Genomic DNA, 15,559 nt, shown 5'->3' on the forward strand with positions numbered 1-15,559 from the left:
GCGCTGCGGCGAATCTGAGTGCGAACTTGTACTCAAGTAAAACATAAGTCTTGAGTACGGAAGTGGTACCGTGGGTCACATGGGCACCGGACCGGACGGCGGCGCGCAACTCGGTCTGCGAGAGCGCAAGAAGCAGCAGGCACGCCGCGAGATCCGCGATGCCGCCCTCCGGCTGTTCGCCGAGCGCGGGTTCGAAGCGGTGAGCGTGGACGAGATCGCCGCCGCCGCCGACGTGTCCCGGACGACGTTCTTCAACTATTTCCCGACCAAGGAAGACACCATCGCCCAGCCCGACCCGCAGGAACGAGCCACGTGGGCGTGTATCCGCGACCGCCACACCGACACCGAACCGCTGTGGCAGGCACTCTCCGCCGTCCTACTGGAGGGCATTGAGGCCACCGGCGACTTCGTCGTCGCGATCCGGCGGATCAAGGCGACGGCACCCGCCGGGGCGGCGACCTTCGGCGCGGGCACGCGGTGGATCACCGAAGACCTCCGGCTCTGGCTCGAGCAACGAATCCCTACCCCCCAGCTGCCCGTAGCCCTACTCCAGCTCAACCTCGCGATGGCGGCCCTGCACACCGCCTACCAGCAATGGCAACCCGCCGAACCGTTCGAGACCCTGGTCGACACCGTCCGCGGCTACCTCGCCGCTGCGGGCCACGGGTTCACCGGCCCGCAGGCCTGACGCGACGATGCCGTACCGGTTTTCTGCGGCGGGCCGTCTCGGTGATCCTTCCGATATCTCAGGCCCGACGCGGAAACCGATCGAACTCTGGTCGCCGCTTGGCTTTGAAGGCTCCCGGCCTTCTTTGGCCTCTTCGGTCGCGTAGAACAGCAGATTCGCATCGTGTGCGAGCTGCTGAATGCCGGCCAGGATCCCCTGCGGCGTGGAAACAGGTCAACCACGAAGCCCGCCGTGTCTACGACGACGTCCGACTACATCACCGGTGAACCCGCCGAAACCCGTTCTTCCGGTATCCATCGCATGAGGACGAGCTGAAGGCATACGCAATCACCCAGCGCTGCTGCGACGACGCCAGTTGCGTGGCGAATGTCCGGTCAACTGCATCCGGCCCACGCCACGACGACCCGAGATTCCCGACCGCGGAGATGCTGCACATCGATTCCGGCCGCAGGGATCATCCCGAACGACGGTGGTCGCTTCGTCGATCACCGAGCACCTGCCCCTTGGTGCTGTTGGCCCTGTCCGGTCCGGTGACTTCGGTTCGCGCAGAAGAATATTCCGACATCCGCACCTAGGTCACCCCAGATGTCGTCCGTGACTGGATGCTTTTCGACGCCACTTCCGAACAGGCCGCCACCAGTCCCATGGGCGAACTGCTCGGCGCCGGATACGCACAATCTGTGTGGATGCTCGCGGACGAACTCGGATTCGACCTGGATCCCGATCTGCGGGTCACTCACGAAACGGCGGTGGCGGCCGCGCCGATCGACTTCCTGATCGGACTGATCGAGCCCGGACACGTTGCCGCTCAAAGTTTCCGATGGCAGGCACCGTCGACGGTCGGGTCATCACCGCGGCGGTCAACTAGTTCATGGGACAGCACAACCTTGACCCGCCACGGACACTCGGCCCCGAGGACGAACGGTTCGAAATCGAAATCGGTGGCGACCCGGGCTGTCTCGTCACCGTCTCGGGCATGCCACACTCGATGGAAGCCGGATTGTCGCGAAATCCTGCTGTGGTCGCGACGGCCATGCACTGCGTGAATGCCATTCCCTACGTTGTCGCGGCCGAACCGGGCGTCCGAACCTACCTTGATCTGCCGCTGATTGGCCGGACGGGTGGCGGTCGAGTTGCATCGCACCCGAAGCCCCGAAGCGACGTCCTGAATCAGACCAGTTCGCACGCCCGCGCGGAGAAGTTGTCATAACGCGCGGGTACGCGAACTATGCCATTTCCTCGCCGACGGACCAATTCGTATTCTCTCGTCATTTTCGGGACCAGCGACACACCCGATGCCAATTGTTCTGGACACATTACCGTAGTAATATCCAGACATATGTCCGAACTCACGTCCACCGGTGTCGAAGCCACCCGACGGCGCTTGACCGAAAAACAAGCCGACACGGTCGACCGTCTAACGGCATCGGCTGTCGACGTGCTGTCGCGCGAAGGGTACTCCGGCACAACGATACGACTGGTCGCCGCTGCCGCGGGTGTCGGTACCGCTACCGCCTACACATACTTCTCCTCCAAGGAGCATCTGATCTCGGAGGTGTTCTGGCGGCGACTGATAGCGACTCCCGAACCGGAAACCGATGACTCCGATCCGGCCACGCGAGTGGTCGCGGTGCTGCGGCAGATTTCGATGCTCGTGGCCGACGAGCCGGCATTGGCCAGCGCGGTCAGCAACGCCTTGCTCGGCGACGACCCCGATGTGCAACACCTGCGCGTACGCATCGGACGCGAGATACGCCACCGGCTCGCCGTGGCCCTGGGGGAGCAGGACAGGGCACGCCTGTCCATGCTCGAACTGCTCTATTCAGGCGCACTGCTGCAAGGCGGCATGGGGCTGCTGTCATATGAGGAGGTAGCCGACGTGCTGGAAGTCTGCGCACGTCGAATCCTGACCGATCCGGGCAGCTGAGCATATTCCGCAGCCGAGCAAAGGGGGTACGTTTGTGCGTCCGTTTGCCTTTCACGGATACCGCAGCCATCGATAGTCGCTGCGCTGCGGACGGCGCCGAATAGCGAACGTCGCGCTTCGAACGTCATTGCGGCAGTGCGATTGTCGATAGCGGTATCGACCAGCACCCAGCAGGCGTAGCTCCGAAACCAGGCGGTACGCCGCTCGGCACTTGCCCTACAAGGGCGATCGTTCGAGTGATGCACTCCCTTCTGCTGCAGCGGATTTCGTCACATTAAGAGCGCATCAAACGCAGCCATCACCCTCGTTCACCCCTTCCGAAGCATGCCCGCAGGGGCCGGGGTTTGCGTTCGATCTTCGCTCTCGTTCCCGCTGTCGGTCCGTCTATCAAGTCTTGTCGTACACAGTGGATCATAGTACTGTCCAGACACATGTCCATCATATGTCTGGACAGGTATCTCGGGAAGGATTTCCAATGGCGCTGGTCAAGCCACAGCGAGTGTCCGGAGGCGAAGACGAACACGGGCATCTGGAAGAGTTCCGCACCGCCCCCATCGCCTTGATGCGGCGGGTGCGGACCGAGTGCGGTGATGTCGGAGCCTTCGAACTGGCGGGGCGCGATGTGATTCTGCTTTCCGGGTCCGAAGCCAACGAGTTCTTCTTCCGCGCCGGCGACGAGGACCTGGACCAGGGCGCTGCTTACCCGTTCATGAAGCCCATCTTCGGCGAGGGGGTTGTGTTCGACGCACCACCCGAACGCCGCAAGGAGATGCTGCACAACCAGGCCCTGCGCGCGGAACACATGCGCGGGCACGCCGCCACCATTGCCAGCGAGGTGGATCGGATGCTCGCCGGATGGGGCGACGAGGGCGAGATCGATCTCCTCGAATTCTTCGCGGAACTGACCATCTACACCTCGTCGGCGTGCCTGATCGGCGTGAAGTTCCGCGAGCAGCTCGACTCGCGATTTGCACACTTATACCACGAGCTCGAGCAGGGCACCGATGCCTTGGCCTATGTCGATCCTTATGCGCCGATCGAGAGCTTCATCCGGCGCGACGAGGCCCGCGCGAAGCTGGTCGAGCTCGTCCAGTCGATCATGGATGGACGGGATTCGAATCCGCCGACCGGCAAGGACGACCGCGACATGCTCGACGTTCTCATGTCGGTCAAAGATGAGAGCGGGGCCTTGCGGTTCTCGGCCAGCGAGATCACCGGCATTTTCATTTCGATGATGTTCGCCGGCCATCACACCACGTCGGGCACCGCCGCTTGGACGATCATCGAACTGTTGCGCCACCCCGAGACGCTGGCCGCTGTCACCGCCGAACTCGACGAGTTGTATGCGGACGGCTCGGAGGTCAGCCACAACGCGCTGCGACAGATTCCCAATCTCGAAGCTGCGCTGAAGGAAACGCTGCGGCTGCATCCGCCGCTGATCATCCTCATGCGCATCGCCCGTGACGCATTCGAGGTCTGCGGCAACCGGATTGCACCCGGCGACATGGTGGCGGCGACTCCGGCGATCTCCAACCGGATCGCCCAGGACTTCCCGAATCCGGACACCTTCGATCCGAGCCGCTACCTCGATCCGCGGCAAGAGGACATCGTCAACCGCTGGACCTGGATCCCCTTCGGCGCGGGCCGTCATCGTTGCGTCGGTGCCCCGTTCGCGCTCATGCAGCTCAAGGCGATCTTCTCGATCCTGTTGCGGGACTGGGAATTCGAGCTGGCCCAGCCGCCGGATTCCTACCGCAACGACCACTCCAAGATGGTCGTGCAGCTGCAGCAGCCGTGCCGTGTTCGCTACCGCCGCCGGCGGCGGTGAGACCCCCTGGAAGTACCGGTCCACAATGACGTCGGCCCCTCAGGAGGCAGTTGTGCCAGCTCTGTCCATGCCCACCGGATTCGATTTCACCGATCCGGCGCTCTGGGAAAACCGCAACCCCGCCCATGAATTCGCCACGCTGCGGCGCACCGCACCCGTCTGGTGGAACGCCCAGACCGACGAACAGTCCGGCGGGTTCCGCGACGGCGGCTATTGGGTGGTCACCAAACACGAAGACATCAAAGAGATCTCACGCAAACCGGAACTGTTCTCCTCGCAGCAGAAGGGCTCCATCATCCGACTGCCGGGCGAGGTGACCCCTGAGCAGATCGAGCTCACACGCGCCCTGCTGGTGAATATGGATCCGCCCAAGCACACCAAGATCCGGCGCATCATCTCCAAGGGATTCAGCCCCCGCGCGGTCGAAGGATTGCGCAATGCTCTCACCGAGCGGGCGGCCGCGATCGTGCACGCCGCCAAGAAAGAAGTTGGTGGTGATTTCGTCGAGCGCATCGCGTGTGAGCTCCCACTGCAGGCCATCGCCGAACTTATTGGTGTCCCGCAGGAAGACCGGCGCAAACTGTTCGACTGGTCCAACCAGATGCTCAACTACGACGACCCCGAGTACGCCGACACCATCACGACTACCACCTCGACCAACGCGTCGGTGGAAATCCTGGGCTATGCCTGGAACATGGCCGAGCAGCGGCGCGCCAACCCGGTCGACGATATCGTCAGTCAGCTCGTACACGCCGACATCGACGGTGAAGCCCTCGGCTCGGATGAATTCGGCTTCTTCGTCATCCTGCTGGCCGTTGCGGGCAACGAGACCACCCGTAACGCCATCACCCACGGCATGAAGGCATTCGTCGACAATCCGGAGCAGTGGGAGCTATACAAACAGCAGCGCCCGCGCACCGCGCCCGACGAAATCGTGCGCTGGGCCACCCCGGTGACCGCCTTCCAGCGCACCGCGACCGAAGACACCGAGCTCGGTGGGCAACAGATCCGCAAAGGACAGCGCGTCGGATTATTCTACAGTTCAGCCAATTTCGACGAGGACGCCTTCGAGCGCCCCTTCGACTTCGACATCCTGCGCGACCCCAATCCGCATCTGGCCTTCGGCGGCACCGGCGCACACTATTGCGTCGGCGCGAATCTCGCGCGACTGGAAATCGATTTGATGTTCAACGCCCTAGCCGACACGATGCCGAATCTATCGCAGCTCGCCGAACCCGAACGACTGCGCTCCGGCTGGATCAACGGCATCAAGCACTGGCACGTCCGATACGAGTAGACCCGACCAGGCGCGGGAGCACATCAAGATAGACAGGCGAATCCATGAGCGAAGCAGCAGACTACATCGTCGTAGGCGCCGGCAGCGCAGGCGCGGTCATCGCGGGCCGTTTGGCACAGCGAGGAGTGAGCGTGATCCTGCTGGAGGCCGGAGGCCCGGATACCAGCCGGCTGGTCACCAGCCCCGGCCTCATCACAATGGTCCACACTATTCCGCCGCTGAAGCAGCGAGTGTGCTGGAAGCAGTACTCGATCCCGCAGAAGCACGCCAACGACCGAACGATCCCGATGACCCGAGGCAAGGTGCTTGGCGGATCGAGTTCGGTCAACGGCATGCTGTTCGTACGCGGAAACCGAGCCAACTTCGATTCCTGGGCCGCGGAAGGCAATTCGGGCTGGAGCTACGAAGAGGTCCTGCCCGCCTATCGACGTTTGGAGAACTGGGAAGGCGGAGCCGACGCCCATCGCGGTGTCGGCGGGCCGGTCCAAGTGACACGCCAGAAAGACCTCACCCCCGTCTCGCAGGAATTCATGGTCGCCGCGTCCGAGACCCTCGGCACACCGATCATCGACGATTACAACGGCGCGTCGCAGGAAGGCATCTCTATATTCCAGCAGACCGTGCGAAACGGGTTGCGCTACAGTTCGTCTCGCGCGTACCTCACCGAAAGGCCGGACAAGTGCCCTCGGGTGATCACGCGAGTCCACGTGACGCGCATCGTCATCGACAAGGGCCGCGCCACCGGTGTGGAGGTCGCCGATCGCAATGGTGCCCGCCGCATCATCCACGCAGGTAGAGAGATCATCGTCTGTGGCGGCGTGATGGGGTCACCGCAGATCCTCATGTTGTCGGGCATCGGACCGGCCCAACACCTGCGCGAGCTCGGCATCACGGTGCAGTCGGATCTGCCGGTCGGGCAGAATCTGCACGACCACTTATTCGTTCCCCTGACGTTCATATCCAAGAAGGCCATCCACCGCGGCATACCGACCTACTTCGCCCGGGCTTTGGCGCGCGAGCTGCGGCGCCCGGGTAGCACCTGGATGGGACGCACGGTGTTCGAGGCGGTCGGCTTCGTCAAGACCAAGTTCGCCGACGCGGACTACCCGGATATGCAAATCCACAGCCTGCCGTGGAGCTATCCGGTGCCCAATCAGGACGAGGACAAAATGTATCTGGTGGAGCGCCGGCCCGCGCTCACCGTCCTGCCCAGCCTCATCTATCCGAAGAGCCGCGGCGAACTGAGGCTGGCATCGGCGGACCCGTTCGCTGCTCCGCTCATCGATCCCGGCTACCTCACCGACCCACGCGACACCGACTTCCTGGTCGAGGGCGTGAAGACTATCCGGGAAATCATGGCGCACAAGGCAATTGCCCATGACATCGTCGAGGAGTACGCGCCTGGGAACGAATTCCCGGACGACGCCACCCTGCGCCGTGAGCTGCCCAACCGCGTGCATTCGATCTACCACCCGGTTGGCACCTGCCGGATGGGCGTCGACGAGCGCTCTGTCGTCGACCCGACGCTGAGAGTCCGCGGCATCGAAGGCCTGCGTGTTGCCGACGCGTCGATCATGCCGAACATCACCGGCGGCAACACCAACGCGCCGTCGCTCATGATCGGCGAGAAGTGCGCCGAACTGCTTGCCCAGGCTGCCGGATGCGCATAGCCCTGCTGTCTTACCGGAGCAAGACACACTGTGGAGGACAAGGAGTCTACGTCCGGTATCTGAGTCAAGGTCTGGCGGAGCTCGGCCACGACGTCGAAGTATTGTCGGGCCAGCCCTATCCGGAACACCTGGATCCGCGGGTGCGGCTCACCGAGGTGCCCAGCCTCGATCTCTACTGCGACGACGACCCCTTCCGCACACCGCATCCCCGCGAGATCCGCGACCGTATCGATCTGCTCGAAGTCGCCACGATGTGGACAGCCGGGTTCCCCGAGCCACGCACATTCAGTCTGCGCGCGGCGAAACTGCTGTCCGCGCGGACACACGATTTCGATGTGGTGCACGACAATCAGTGCCTCGGCTACGGGCTGCTGGACATCGCCCGTCGGCTGCCGCTGACCGCGACGATCCATCATCCGATCACCCGCGACCGGGCCGTGGATCTGGCGGCCGCGCCGTGGCGACGGAAGCCATTCGTGCGCCGCTGGTACGGGTTCCTCGACATGCAGCAGAAAGTGGCACGCCAGATTCCGGACCTGATCACCGTGTCCTCCTCGTCTGCGACCGATATCGTCGAGGACTTCGCGGTATCGCCGGAGCAGCTGAATACCGTGCCACTGGGCGTGGATACGACGTTTTTCCGGCCACGGAACCAGCCGCGGGCCGCTGGGCGGATCGTCGCGGTGGCCAGTGCTGACAAACCTCTCAAAGGTGTCGCGCATCTACTCAAAGCCGTTGCGCGGCTACGCCACACCCACGATGTCGAACTTCGGCTCGTCGCGAAGCTGGAGTCGAACGGACCAACCGAAAAGCTCATCGCCGAACTCGGGATCGCTGATATCGTCACAGCCACGGCCGGACTGAGTGACCAGCAGCTCGCCGAGCTGCTCGCATCCGCCGACATCGCCTGCATTCCCTCCCTGTACGAAGGCTTTTCGCTACCGGCCGTGGAAGCCATGGCCAGCGGGACTCCGTTGGTTGCAAGCCGTGCCGGCGCGTTACCCGAAGTTGTCGGTGACTGCGCCGAACTGGTCGAACCTGGCGACGTCGACGCCTTGACTCAGGTCCTGGGTCGTTTGCTGCTCGATCGGGACCGGCTGCGCCGCATGGGTATCGCCGGACGGCGACGAGCGCTGGAGGTATTCAGCTGGTCGGCCGTTGGCGCACAGACCGTGGCGGTCTATGAACAGGCGATCGAGCGACACCTGTACCGATCTGGCACCACAGCGGCTGGAACCAGCCGATGAATCAACCCATCACCAACGGGAAGGAGACCTCATGCTTACTATCGACTTCGACCGCCTGGGCATCGGGCCCGGGGCGCGCGTAATCGACGTCGGATGCGGTGCGGGACGGCACTCGTTCGAAGCGTACCGACGCGGCGCGGACATCGTGGCCTTCGACCAGAACACCGGCGACCTGACCGATGTGAAGGTCATGTTCGAGGCCATGGCCGAGACAGGCGAGGCCCCCGAGGACGCCAAGGCCGAGACCGTCCACGGCGACGCCCTCGACCTGCCTTACGGCGACGCCGAATTCGACGTGGTCATTGCCTCGGAGATCCTCGAGCACATCCCGAACGACGCGCAGGCGATCACCGAATTGGTGCGCGTGCTCAAACCCGGCGGCCGCCTTGCGATCACCGTCCCACGTTGGCTGCCCGAAAGGATCTGCTGGGCACTGTCGGACGAGTACCACGCCAACGACGGCGGCCACGTCCGCATCTACCGCGCGAACGAACTGCGCGACAAGGTGAGCGCCCACGCCCTCCGGTTCAGCCACTTAAAGCACGCTCACGCGCTGCACTCGCCCTACTGGTGGCTGAAATGCGCTGTCGGGGTCTCCGACAACAACCACCCGGCAGTGACGACCTATCACCGAATGCTGGTGTGGGACATGATGTCCGCTCCACTATTGACCCGGATCACCGAGCGTCTCCTTAACCCGCTCATCGGCAAGAGCGTTGCCCTCTACTTCACCAAACCGGCAGCGCACGATGTCACCCGCTGAACTCCCGGCCGTCCCCGGTGTCCTATCCGCCCGCGACATCCGCCGTACCGGTGAATCCATCGCCGCGGCACAGGAACCCGACGGCGCTCTCCCCTGGTTCCCCAGCGGCCACACCGATCCCTGGGACCACATCGAATCCGCGATGGGCTTGACCGTCGCTGGACTGTGGAACGAGGCCCGCGACGCGTACATTTGGTCCGCTAAGACACAGCGCGCGGACGGTTCCTGGCCCATGCAATTCCGTCAGGGCGTCATCGAGAACCCCGATGCCGACACCAACTTCTGCGCCTACCTGGCGACAGGCATTCTCCATTACCTGACCGTCACCGGCGATCACGAGTTCGCCGCCGAAATGTGGCCTGCCGTCCGCGCAGCCATCGACTTCGTGCTTACTCTCCAGCTCGGTCCGCACGGCGAAATCCATTGGTCGGCCTCCGAATCCGGCACCTCGGGCGAGGCACTGCTCACCGGTTGCTCCAGTATCTTCCACAGCCTCGCCTGTGCCACGACTCTCGCCAACCGCCTCGGTGAAAGCCGACCGGACTGGGTCGCAGCGCGGCGTCGTCTCGGTCGCGCCCTGCACGATCACCCGGAGGCGTTTCTGGACAAGAGTCGCTACTCCATGGACTGGTACTACCCAGTTCTCGGCGGCGCGTTGCGCGGCGCGGCAGCCCGCGACCGCATCGATCGCCACTGGGACGAGTTCGTCGTCGCGGACCTGGGCATCCGCTGCGTCTCCGACGCCCCCTGGGTCACCGGTGCGGAAACCTGCGAACTCGCGCTGGCTCTCGACGCTCTGGGTGACACCGAGCGCGCCCACCGCATGCTGTCGGATATGCAACATCTGCGCGACTCCGACGGGTCCTACTGGACGGGTTTGGTCTACATCGACGGCAAACGATGGCCGGAGGAATGCCCCACCTGGACCGGTGCTGCCGTCCTTCTGGCCGCTGATGCCCTCACCCGCACAACTGCGGCGAACGGCATCTTCCGCGATGTACTCCCCCACTGAGAACGTCGACGCCTCAGTCGGCGGACCCCGCGCGCTGAAGGATCCGAAGAGAACCGGTGACGGAAAGCTCGCGGAAACCTCCGCTGTCGAGGGCGCGGCGATAGATGTGGTACGGAGCCTGACCGCCGTCGGCGGGGTCCGGGAAGACGTCGTGGATGGCGAGCAGGCCGCCCTCGATGACCCAGTGGGCCCAGTCACCGTAATCGCGCTGCGCTGCTTCCTCAGTGTGGCCACCGTCTATGAACAGCAGGCGCAACGGGGTGCGCCAGATACGGGCGGCTGCCGCGGAAGATCCGATGATGGCGACGACGGTTTCGGCCAATCCCGCGCGGATCATGCTGCGGCGGAAGGAAGCCACGGTGTCGAAGACACCCGTCTCAGGGTCAACCAGCGCAGTGTCGTGGTATGCCCACCCGGGCTGATGCTCCTCGGAACCGCGGTGGTGATCGACGGTGAAGACCTGGGCGCCGGTTTCACGCGCGGCCGCTCCGAGGTAAATGGTCGACTTACCGCAGTAGGTCCCGATTTCCATGATGCTGCCCTCACCGGCATGGGCACGGGCAGCCTCGTACAGGGCGCGTCCCTCCTCCGCAGGCATGAATCCTGGAACCTGCTCGGCGAGTGCGAACAGGTTACGGGTGCCTGCGGGAAGCTCGACCTGGGTCATGCGAAATCCTTTCTGCGGCGCGCGCCTCCTTGTCGGTCGTGCGCGCGCCGTCCTGCCTGCGGCGGATTATCGGACCGTCCATCCACGGCATCGGTGCGGATCACCATCCGCGGGCGATCCATTCCTCGAGGTGTGGGCTTTCAGCCCCCAGGTCGGTTGCGCGCCCGTGCCCAGTCAACACTGTCGTGTTGTCGGCGAGGGTGAACACACGTTCGCGCAGTGACTCGATGATGGTGGGAAAGTCGGAGTAGGACCTGCCCGTTGCGCCTGGTCCGCCCGCGAACAAGGTGTCACCACTGAACAGAAGCTTCAATTCAGGCGCCCATACGCATACGGAGCCGGGTGAATGCCCAGGGGTGTGGACGATCTCGATCTCGGTTCCCGCCACCGGAATACGGTCCCGGTCACTGATCGCGGCGAAGTTGAATCCCGGATGCACTCGTCGCCACAGCATTTCATCGCCGGGATGCAGGGCGACAGGTGCGTCCAGGTGCGTCCCCAGTTCCTCAGCGGCACCGATGTGGTCGTTGTGCCCGTGTGTGCACACGACTGCGCGCACCTCTCGCCCGTTCACGGCTGCCAAGATCGGCTGGGCGTCGTGTGCGGCGTCGATGACCACGACCTCGTGATCATCGCCGAATACCCAGACATTGTTCTCGACCTCCCAGCTCCCTCCGTCGAGATCGAAGGTGCCCGAGGTGCGGACCTTCTCGACGCGCAGCGAGCCGAGACGATGCACGGTTTCGGGTGTCACAGCACAACCACCGACCGCAGAATGCGTCCGGATTTCATGGTGTCGAAGGATTTTTCGACCTCGTCGAGTGCTATGTGTTCAGAGACGAACATGTCCAGCGGCAGCCGGCCCTGGCGGTAGAACTCGATCAATGTCGGGAAGTCTCGCTCTGGCAGGCAATCGCCGTACCAAGACGACTTCAGTGCGCCACCGTGTGAGAAGAAGTCCAGCAACGGCATGTCGATCCGCATGTCCGGCGTCGGTACGCCGACCAGTACCACTGTCCCCGCCAGGTCCCGTGCGTAGAACGCCTGCTGCCAGGTTTCGGGGCGGCCGACTGCATCGATCACGACGTCAGCACCGAAACCGCCTGTGTATTCCTGGATTCGGGTGACCGAGTCTTCGCTGGATGCGTCGATAGTGTGCGTAGCACCCAGCCCGACTGCGGCGGCCAGCTTGCTGATGTCGCGATCGACCGCGATGATCGTTGTCGCTCCGGCCAGTCGCGCGCCCGCGACAGCGGCCGCGCCGACGCCGCCACAGCCGATCACGGCGACGCTATCGCCAGGGCCGACACTGCCAGTGTGCAGTGCCGCCCCCAGCCCTGCCATTACACCGCAGCCGAGGAGCCCGGCGACGGCCGGGTCGATCGCGGAATCCACGATGGTGCATTGGCCTTCATGCACCAGTGTCTTGTCGGCAAACGCGCCGATCCCGAGCGCGGGCGTCAGTACGGTACCGTCGGCGAGGCTCATTTTTTGTTCGGCGTTGTAGGTATCGAAGCAATACCAGGGGCGTCCGCGGCGGCAAGCCCGGCAGCGCCCGCACACCGCTCGCCAGTTCAGGACTACAAAGTCGCCAACTCTGACATGAGTGACGGAATCACCGATGCGATCGACGATTCCGGCTGCCTCGTGCCCGAGCAGGAACGGGAATTCATCGTTGATGCGGCCTTCTCGATACGTCAGGTCTGTGTGGCACACCCCGCAGGCGAGCACTCGCACTACCACATCGTGGGGACCCGGGTCGGGAATGATGATGTCTGTCAGCTCCACCGGAGCGCCTGCCGATCGGGCGATGACGCCGCGCACGCTCTCGGCCATCATCACCACCCCGCCGGCAGGTTTGTGAAATCGGGTTCGCGTCCTTCGGCAAAAGCCATCAGTGCCTCCGTGTTGGCCGGACCGCCCATCAACTCGGCGAAGCAAGCGTTCTCGCGTTCGCGCGCTGCGGCGATTTCGGCCCGTATGGGTTCGATCATGGTTCGTTTGACTGCGATCAGGCTCGAGATCGGCCTGGCCGCCAGTAACCGGGCATGACGCAACGCCGTCGGCATCAGTTCCTCCGGTGTGCACACCGAGCGGACCAGGCCGATCTGTGCGGCTTCGTCGGCGGTCATCCATTCCGCCGACATCAGCATCCAAGCGGCGTTTTGGTGGCCGATCAGGCGCGGGAACAGGTACGACGAAGCCGCCTCCGGTGCCACGCCCAAACTGGTGAAGGGGCACTTCAGTCGTGCTGTGGAGGACATGAATGCCAGGTCGGCGAAACCCAGAATCGTTGCGCCGATACCGAGCCCGAGCCCATTGACCGCGACGATCAGCGGTTTCGGGAAATCCGCTAGTGCGTCGATGAGTCCGAGAAACCCGAACTTCCCGGGTGTGAAGTCCGGATCGGTGATGCGTGCTTGCATCTCCAGCAGGTCGGTTCCGGCACTGAACGCCCTTCCGGCGCCGGTCAGGACGACGACGGCAACGCTGGGATCGGTTGTGGCGATGGACAATTCCGACGCCAGCGCGTCGTAGAGTTGCTCGTTGAAGGCATTGAGTGAGTCCGGTCGGTCGAGGGTCAGGACTCGAACCCGCTCGTCGTCAACAACTTTCAGAACCATGGTTCGTTCTCGCTTCGAAAGGTTCGTGAGAAGGGCCGTCCCGCCTATGCGCACCAATACGCGTCGCGGGGCGCGACAGATAGGGCGCGACGGCGCCAGGGGCCGAACGGATGACCGGGTGCCTTCACGGCGATGCTGGCGCAGGAGGGGACGGCGTGGCATCCGAAGTCCCGGGGTCAGGAGGCCTTGTGAGGGACAGCGGTCACCAGGCCACCGTCTACAACGAATTCCGAGCCTGTCGCGTACGAGGATTCGTCGCTGGCCAGGAACAGCACGAACGTCGCGACCTCCGACGGTTGCGCGGGACGGCCCAGCGGGATAGTCACCAAATCGTCTGGTATGCCCGCGGTCATCGGGGTTCGAATCAAGCCCGGGTGCAGTGAATTGACGCGAATATTGTGCGATGCCAATTCGAGCGCGGCCGACTTGGCCAGGCCGCGCACGCCCCATTTCGAGGCGACGTACCCGTGCGCCCACGGCGCACCACGCAAACCTTCGATCGACGAGACGTTGATGATCGACCCGCCGCCGGCGGCGATCATCGAGTCGACAACGGCCCTCATTCCGAGGAAGGTCCCGGTCAGGTTGACGTCGATGATCTGGCGCCACTTGCCGAGGTCGAACTTCTGCAGCGGTCCACCGTTGACAATGCCAGCATTGTTCACCAGCACATTCAGTTTGCCGAACTTGCTTTGTGCCTCGCGCACCGCCGCGTCCCAGTGAACGGGCTCGGTTACGTCGAGATGGACGTAATGCGCTGCCGCACCGAGTGATTCGGCCAGCGCCTTGCCTTCGTCATCGAGGATGTCGCCGAGAATAACCTCGGCCCCCTCGGCGACGAGCATTTCGGCGTGTGCGGCGCCCATCCCGCGCGCACCGCCACTGATGAGTGCAACTTTGCCGTCTACACGTCCCATAGCGGTCACGTTAACATACTGGCTGGACTTCGATCCAGACTAGTGTCCAGAATTATGATCAGACGCTAGAGCAGCTCATCTGATCCCGGTCCGAACCCGCCGTCCACAAGGAGAAAACCTGCCCATCCGCGTCGCTCATGTCGGCACGGGAACACCGGCCGCCTCGCGTTGGCCGCGGTCTGCGTCTCGACACCCGGAAAGACCGGAAAGAACGAGGGTGAACTCGCAGACCCGGGGTCACGGCCGTCGCGGACCTCGGCAATCTGCCCGCTCGTGAACCGGACTGCGTCGTGTACTGCGCGATGGGAGACACTCGGCCGCAGGAGGCGATCAAGGATTGCCGGTGACTGCTCGCGGCGGGCGTCAATGTCGTGGGCTCCGCGCCAGGGCTGTTGCAATATTCGTGGCGTGTCCTACCCGGAAAGTACATCGCGCCCGTGAAAGATGCTGTACAGCACGGCAACTCGAGCCTGTTCATCACCGGCATGGATCCCGGATTCGCCAACGACCTGCTACACATTGCGCTGACCGGCACATGTCCGACGGTCGAACACATTCGCCGCTCGAAGAGGCCGACCCGTGGATCTTGATCGGAAGTCTGGCCAGATCACCACCCGACTGCGATTCCTCGTGACGGTCTACGTCCGGCGTAGCGCGATCCTAACACCGCCGCCAAATCCGTTGGCACTGCAGCGCTTCTGGCTGACGGTCGGGTCTAGCTCGGTATCGATGTCAGGGCAGGCCGAGCGCCGACAACTGTTCGACGCGGACGGTGCTCGACACCGGAATACGGTAGCGGTCGTCGATCCGCAGTCGGACGAGCACGCCGGCGGGTTGTTGCTCACCGTTTCGGTGCGGCCGACTTAGACTCCGGTGGGCTGCACAGGGGCGTTGGCAGCGAGCCCAACCGAGTTGTCCC

The 15,559-nt window shown here is 63.8% G+C and carries 14 protein-coding genes and 2 pseudogenes; 10 read left to right on the forward strand and 6 right to left on the reverse strand.

Features of this window, described 5'->3' with window-relative positions; all coding sequences use genetic code 11:
- Positions 1-79: 79 nt before the first annotated feature.
- Positions 80-688: a TetR/AcrR family transcriptional regulator gene (locus NP3_RS36030; protein ID WP_063046198.1), complete on the forward strand. Its 609-nt coding sequence runs from the start codon at positions 80-82 to the stop codon at positions 686-688.
- A gap of 58 nt (positions 689-746) precedes the next feature.
- Here NP3_RS36030 and NP3_RS50865 read toward each other — a convergent pair.
- A pseudogene (locus NP3_RS50865) lies at positions 747-877 on the reverse strand (1,4-dihydroxy-2-naphthoyl-CoA synthase); the annotation flags it as partial.
- Between the two features lie 682 nt (positions 878-1,559).
- Here NP3_RS50865 and NP3_RS51665 point away from each other — a divergent pair.
- The 8 genes from NP3_RS51665 (at position 1,560) to NP3_RS36075 (ending at position 10,432) form a co-directional block, all read left to right on the forward strand.
- On the forward strand, positions 1,560-1,898 hold the full coding sequence (locus NP3_RS51665) for a hypothetical protein (RefSeq protein WP_063046200.1): 339 nt from the start codon (positions 1,560-1,562) through the stop codon (positions 1,896-1,898).
- A gap of 129 nt (positions 1,899-2,027) precedes the next feature.
- A complete protein-coding gene (locus tag NP3_RS36045; protein ID WP_063046201.1) occupies positions 2,028-2,615 on the forward strand; it encodes a TetR/AcrR family transcriptional regulator in 588 nt (195 codons plus the stop codon).
- Positions 2,616-3,090: 475 nt separating this feature from the next.
- A complete protein-coding gene (gene cyp51 / locus NP3_RS36050; protein WP_063046202.1) occupies positions 3,091-4,443 on the forward strand; it encodes a lanosterol 14-alpha demethylase in 1,353 nt (450 codons plus the stop codon).
- 52 nt (positions 4,444-4,495) lie between these two features.
- Complete coding sequence (locus tag NP3_RS36055) at positions 4,496-5,740, forward strand: cytochrome P450 (protein ID WP_218024994.1); 1,245 nt, start codon at positions 4,496-4,498, stop codon at positions 5,738-5,740.
- A 44-nt stretch (positions 5,741-5,784) separates the two neighbouring features.
- Positions 5,785-7,410: a GMC family oxidoreductase gene (locus NP3_RS36060; protein WP_063046204.1), complete on the forward strand. Its 1,626-nt coding sequence runs from the start codon at positions 5,785-5,787 to the stop codon at positions 7,408-7,410.
- On the forward strand, positions 7,401-8,657 hold the full coding sequence (locus tag NP3_RS36065) for a glycosyltransferase family 4 protein (RefSeq protein ID WP_063046205.1): 1,257 nt from the start codon (positions 7,401-7,403) through the stop codon (positions 8,655-8,657). The genes NP3_RS36060 and NP3_RS36065 overlap by 10 nt, the downstream gene beginning before the upstream one ends.
- A 31-nt stretch (positions 8,658-8,688) precedes the next feature.
- Positions 8,689-9,420 (forward strand): class I SAM-dependent methyltransferase, encoded by a 732-nt coding sequence (locus tag NP3_RS36070; protein ID WP_063046206.1) that lies wholly within the window; start codon positions 8,689-8,691, stop codon positions 9,418-9,420.
- Complete coding sequence (locus NP3_RS36075; protein ID WP_063046207.1) at positions 9,407-10,432, forward strand: glucosidase family protein; 1,026 nt, start codon at positions 9,407-9,409, stop codon at positions 10,430-10,432. Before NP3_RS36070 ends, NP3_RS36075 begins: the two co-directional genes overlap by 14 nt.
- Positions 10,433-10,445: 13 nt before the next feature.
- Here NP3_RS36075 and NP3_RS36080 read toward each other — a convergent pair whose 3' ends face one another.
- The 5 genes from NP3_RS36080 to NP3_RS36100 all read right to left on the reverse strand — a co-directional run bounded on the left by NP3_RS36080 (position 10,446) and on the right by NP3_RS36100 (position 14,640).
- A complete protein-coding gene (locus NP3_RS36080) occupies positions 10,446-11,099 on the reverse strand; it encodes a class I SAM-dependent methyltransferase (RefSeq protein ID WP_063046208.1) in 654 nt (217 codons plus the stop codon).
- 100 nt (positions 11,100-11,199) lie between these two features.
- Positions 11,200-11,853 carry an MBL fold metallo-hydrolase gene (locus NP3_RS36085; protein ID WP_245721250.1) on the reverse strand — a complete coding sequence of 218 codons (654 nt, stop codon included), beginning with the start codon at positions 11,851-11,853 and terminating at the stop codon, positions 11,200-11,202.
- Complete coding sequence (locus tag NP3_RS36090; RefSeq protein ID WP_063046209.1) at positions 11,850-12,935, reverse strand: S-(hydroxymethyl)mycothiol dehydrogenase; 1,086 nt, start codon at positions 12,933-12,935, stop codon at positions 11,850-11,852. The genes NP3_RS36085 and NP3_RS36090 overlap by 4 nt, the downstream gene beginning before the upstream one ends.
- Positions 12,936-12,937: 2 nt before the next feature.
- The gene (locus tag NP3_RS36095) at positions 12,938-13,723 is read right to left on the reverse strand and encodes an enoyl-CoA hydratase/isomerase family protein (RefSeq protein ID WP_063046210.1); all 786 of its coding nucleotides are present in this window, start codon (positions 13,721-13,723) and stop codon (positions 12,938-12,940) included.
- Between the two features lie 176 nt (positions 13,724-13,899).
- Positions 13,900-14,640: a glucose 1-dehydrogenase gene (locus NP3_RS36100; RefSeq protein WP_063046211.1), complete on the reverse strand. Its 741-nt coding sequence runs from the start codon at positions 14,638-14,640 to the stop codon at positions 13,900-13,902.
- A gap of 118 nt (positions 14,641-14,758) precedes the next feature.
- On the opposite strand from NP3_RS36100, the pseudogene NP3_RS50870 reads away from it, so the two are divergent.
- Positions 14,759-15,200: pseudogene (locus NP3_RS50870) on the forward strand (diacylglycerol kinase); the annotation flags it as partial.
- Positions 15,201-15,559 lie beyond the last annotated feature (359 nt).

Origin of the sequence: Nocardia pseudovaccinii NBRC 100343 (assembly GCF_001613225.1) — a bacterium.
Classification (GTDB): Bacteria; Actinomycetota; Actinomycetes; order Mycobacteriales; family Mycobacteriaceae; genus Nocardia; species Nocardia pseudovaccinii.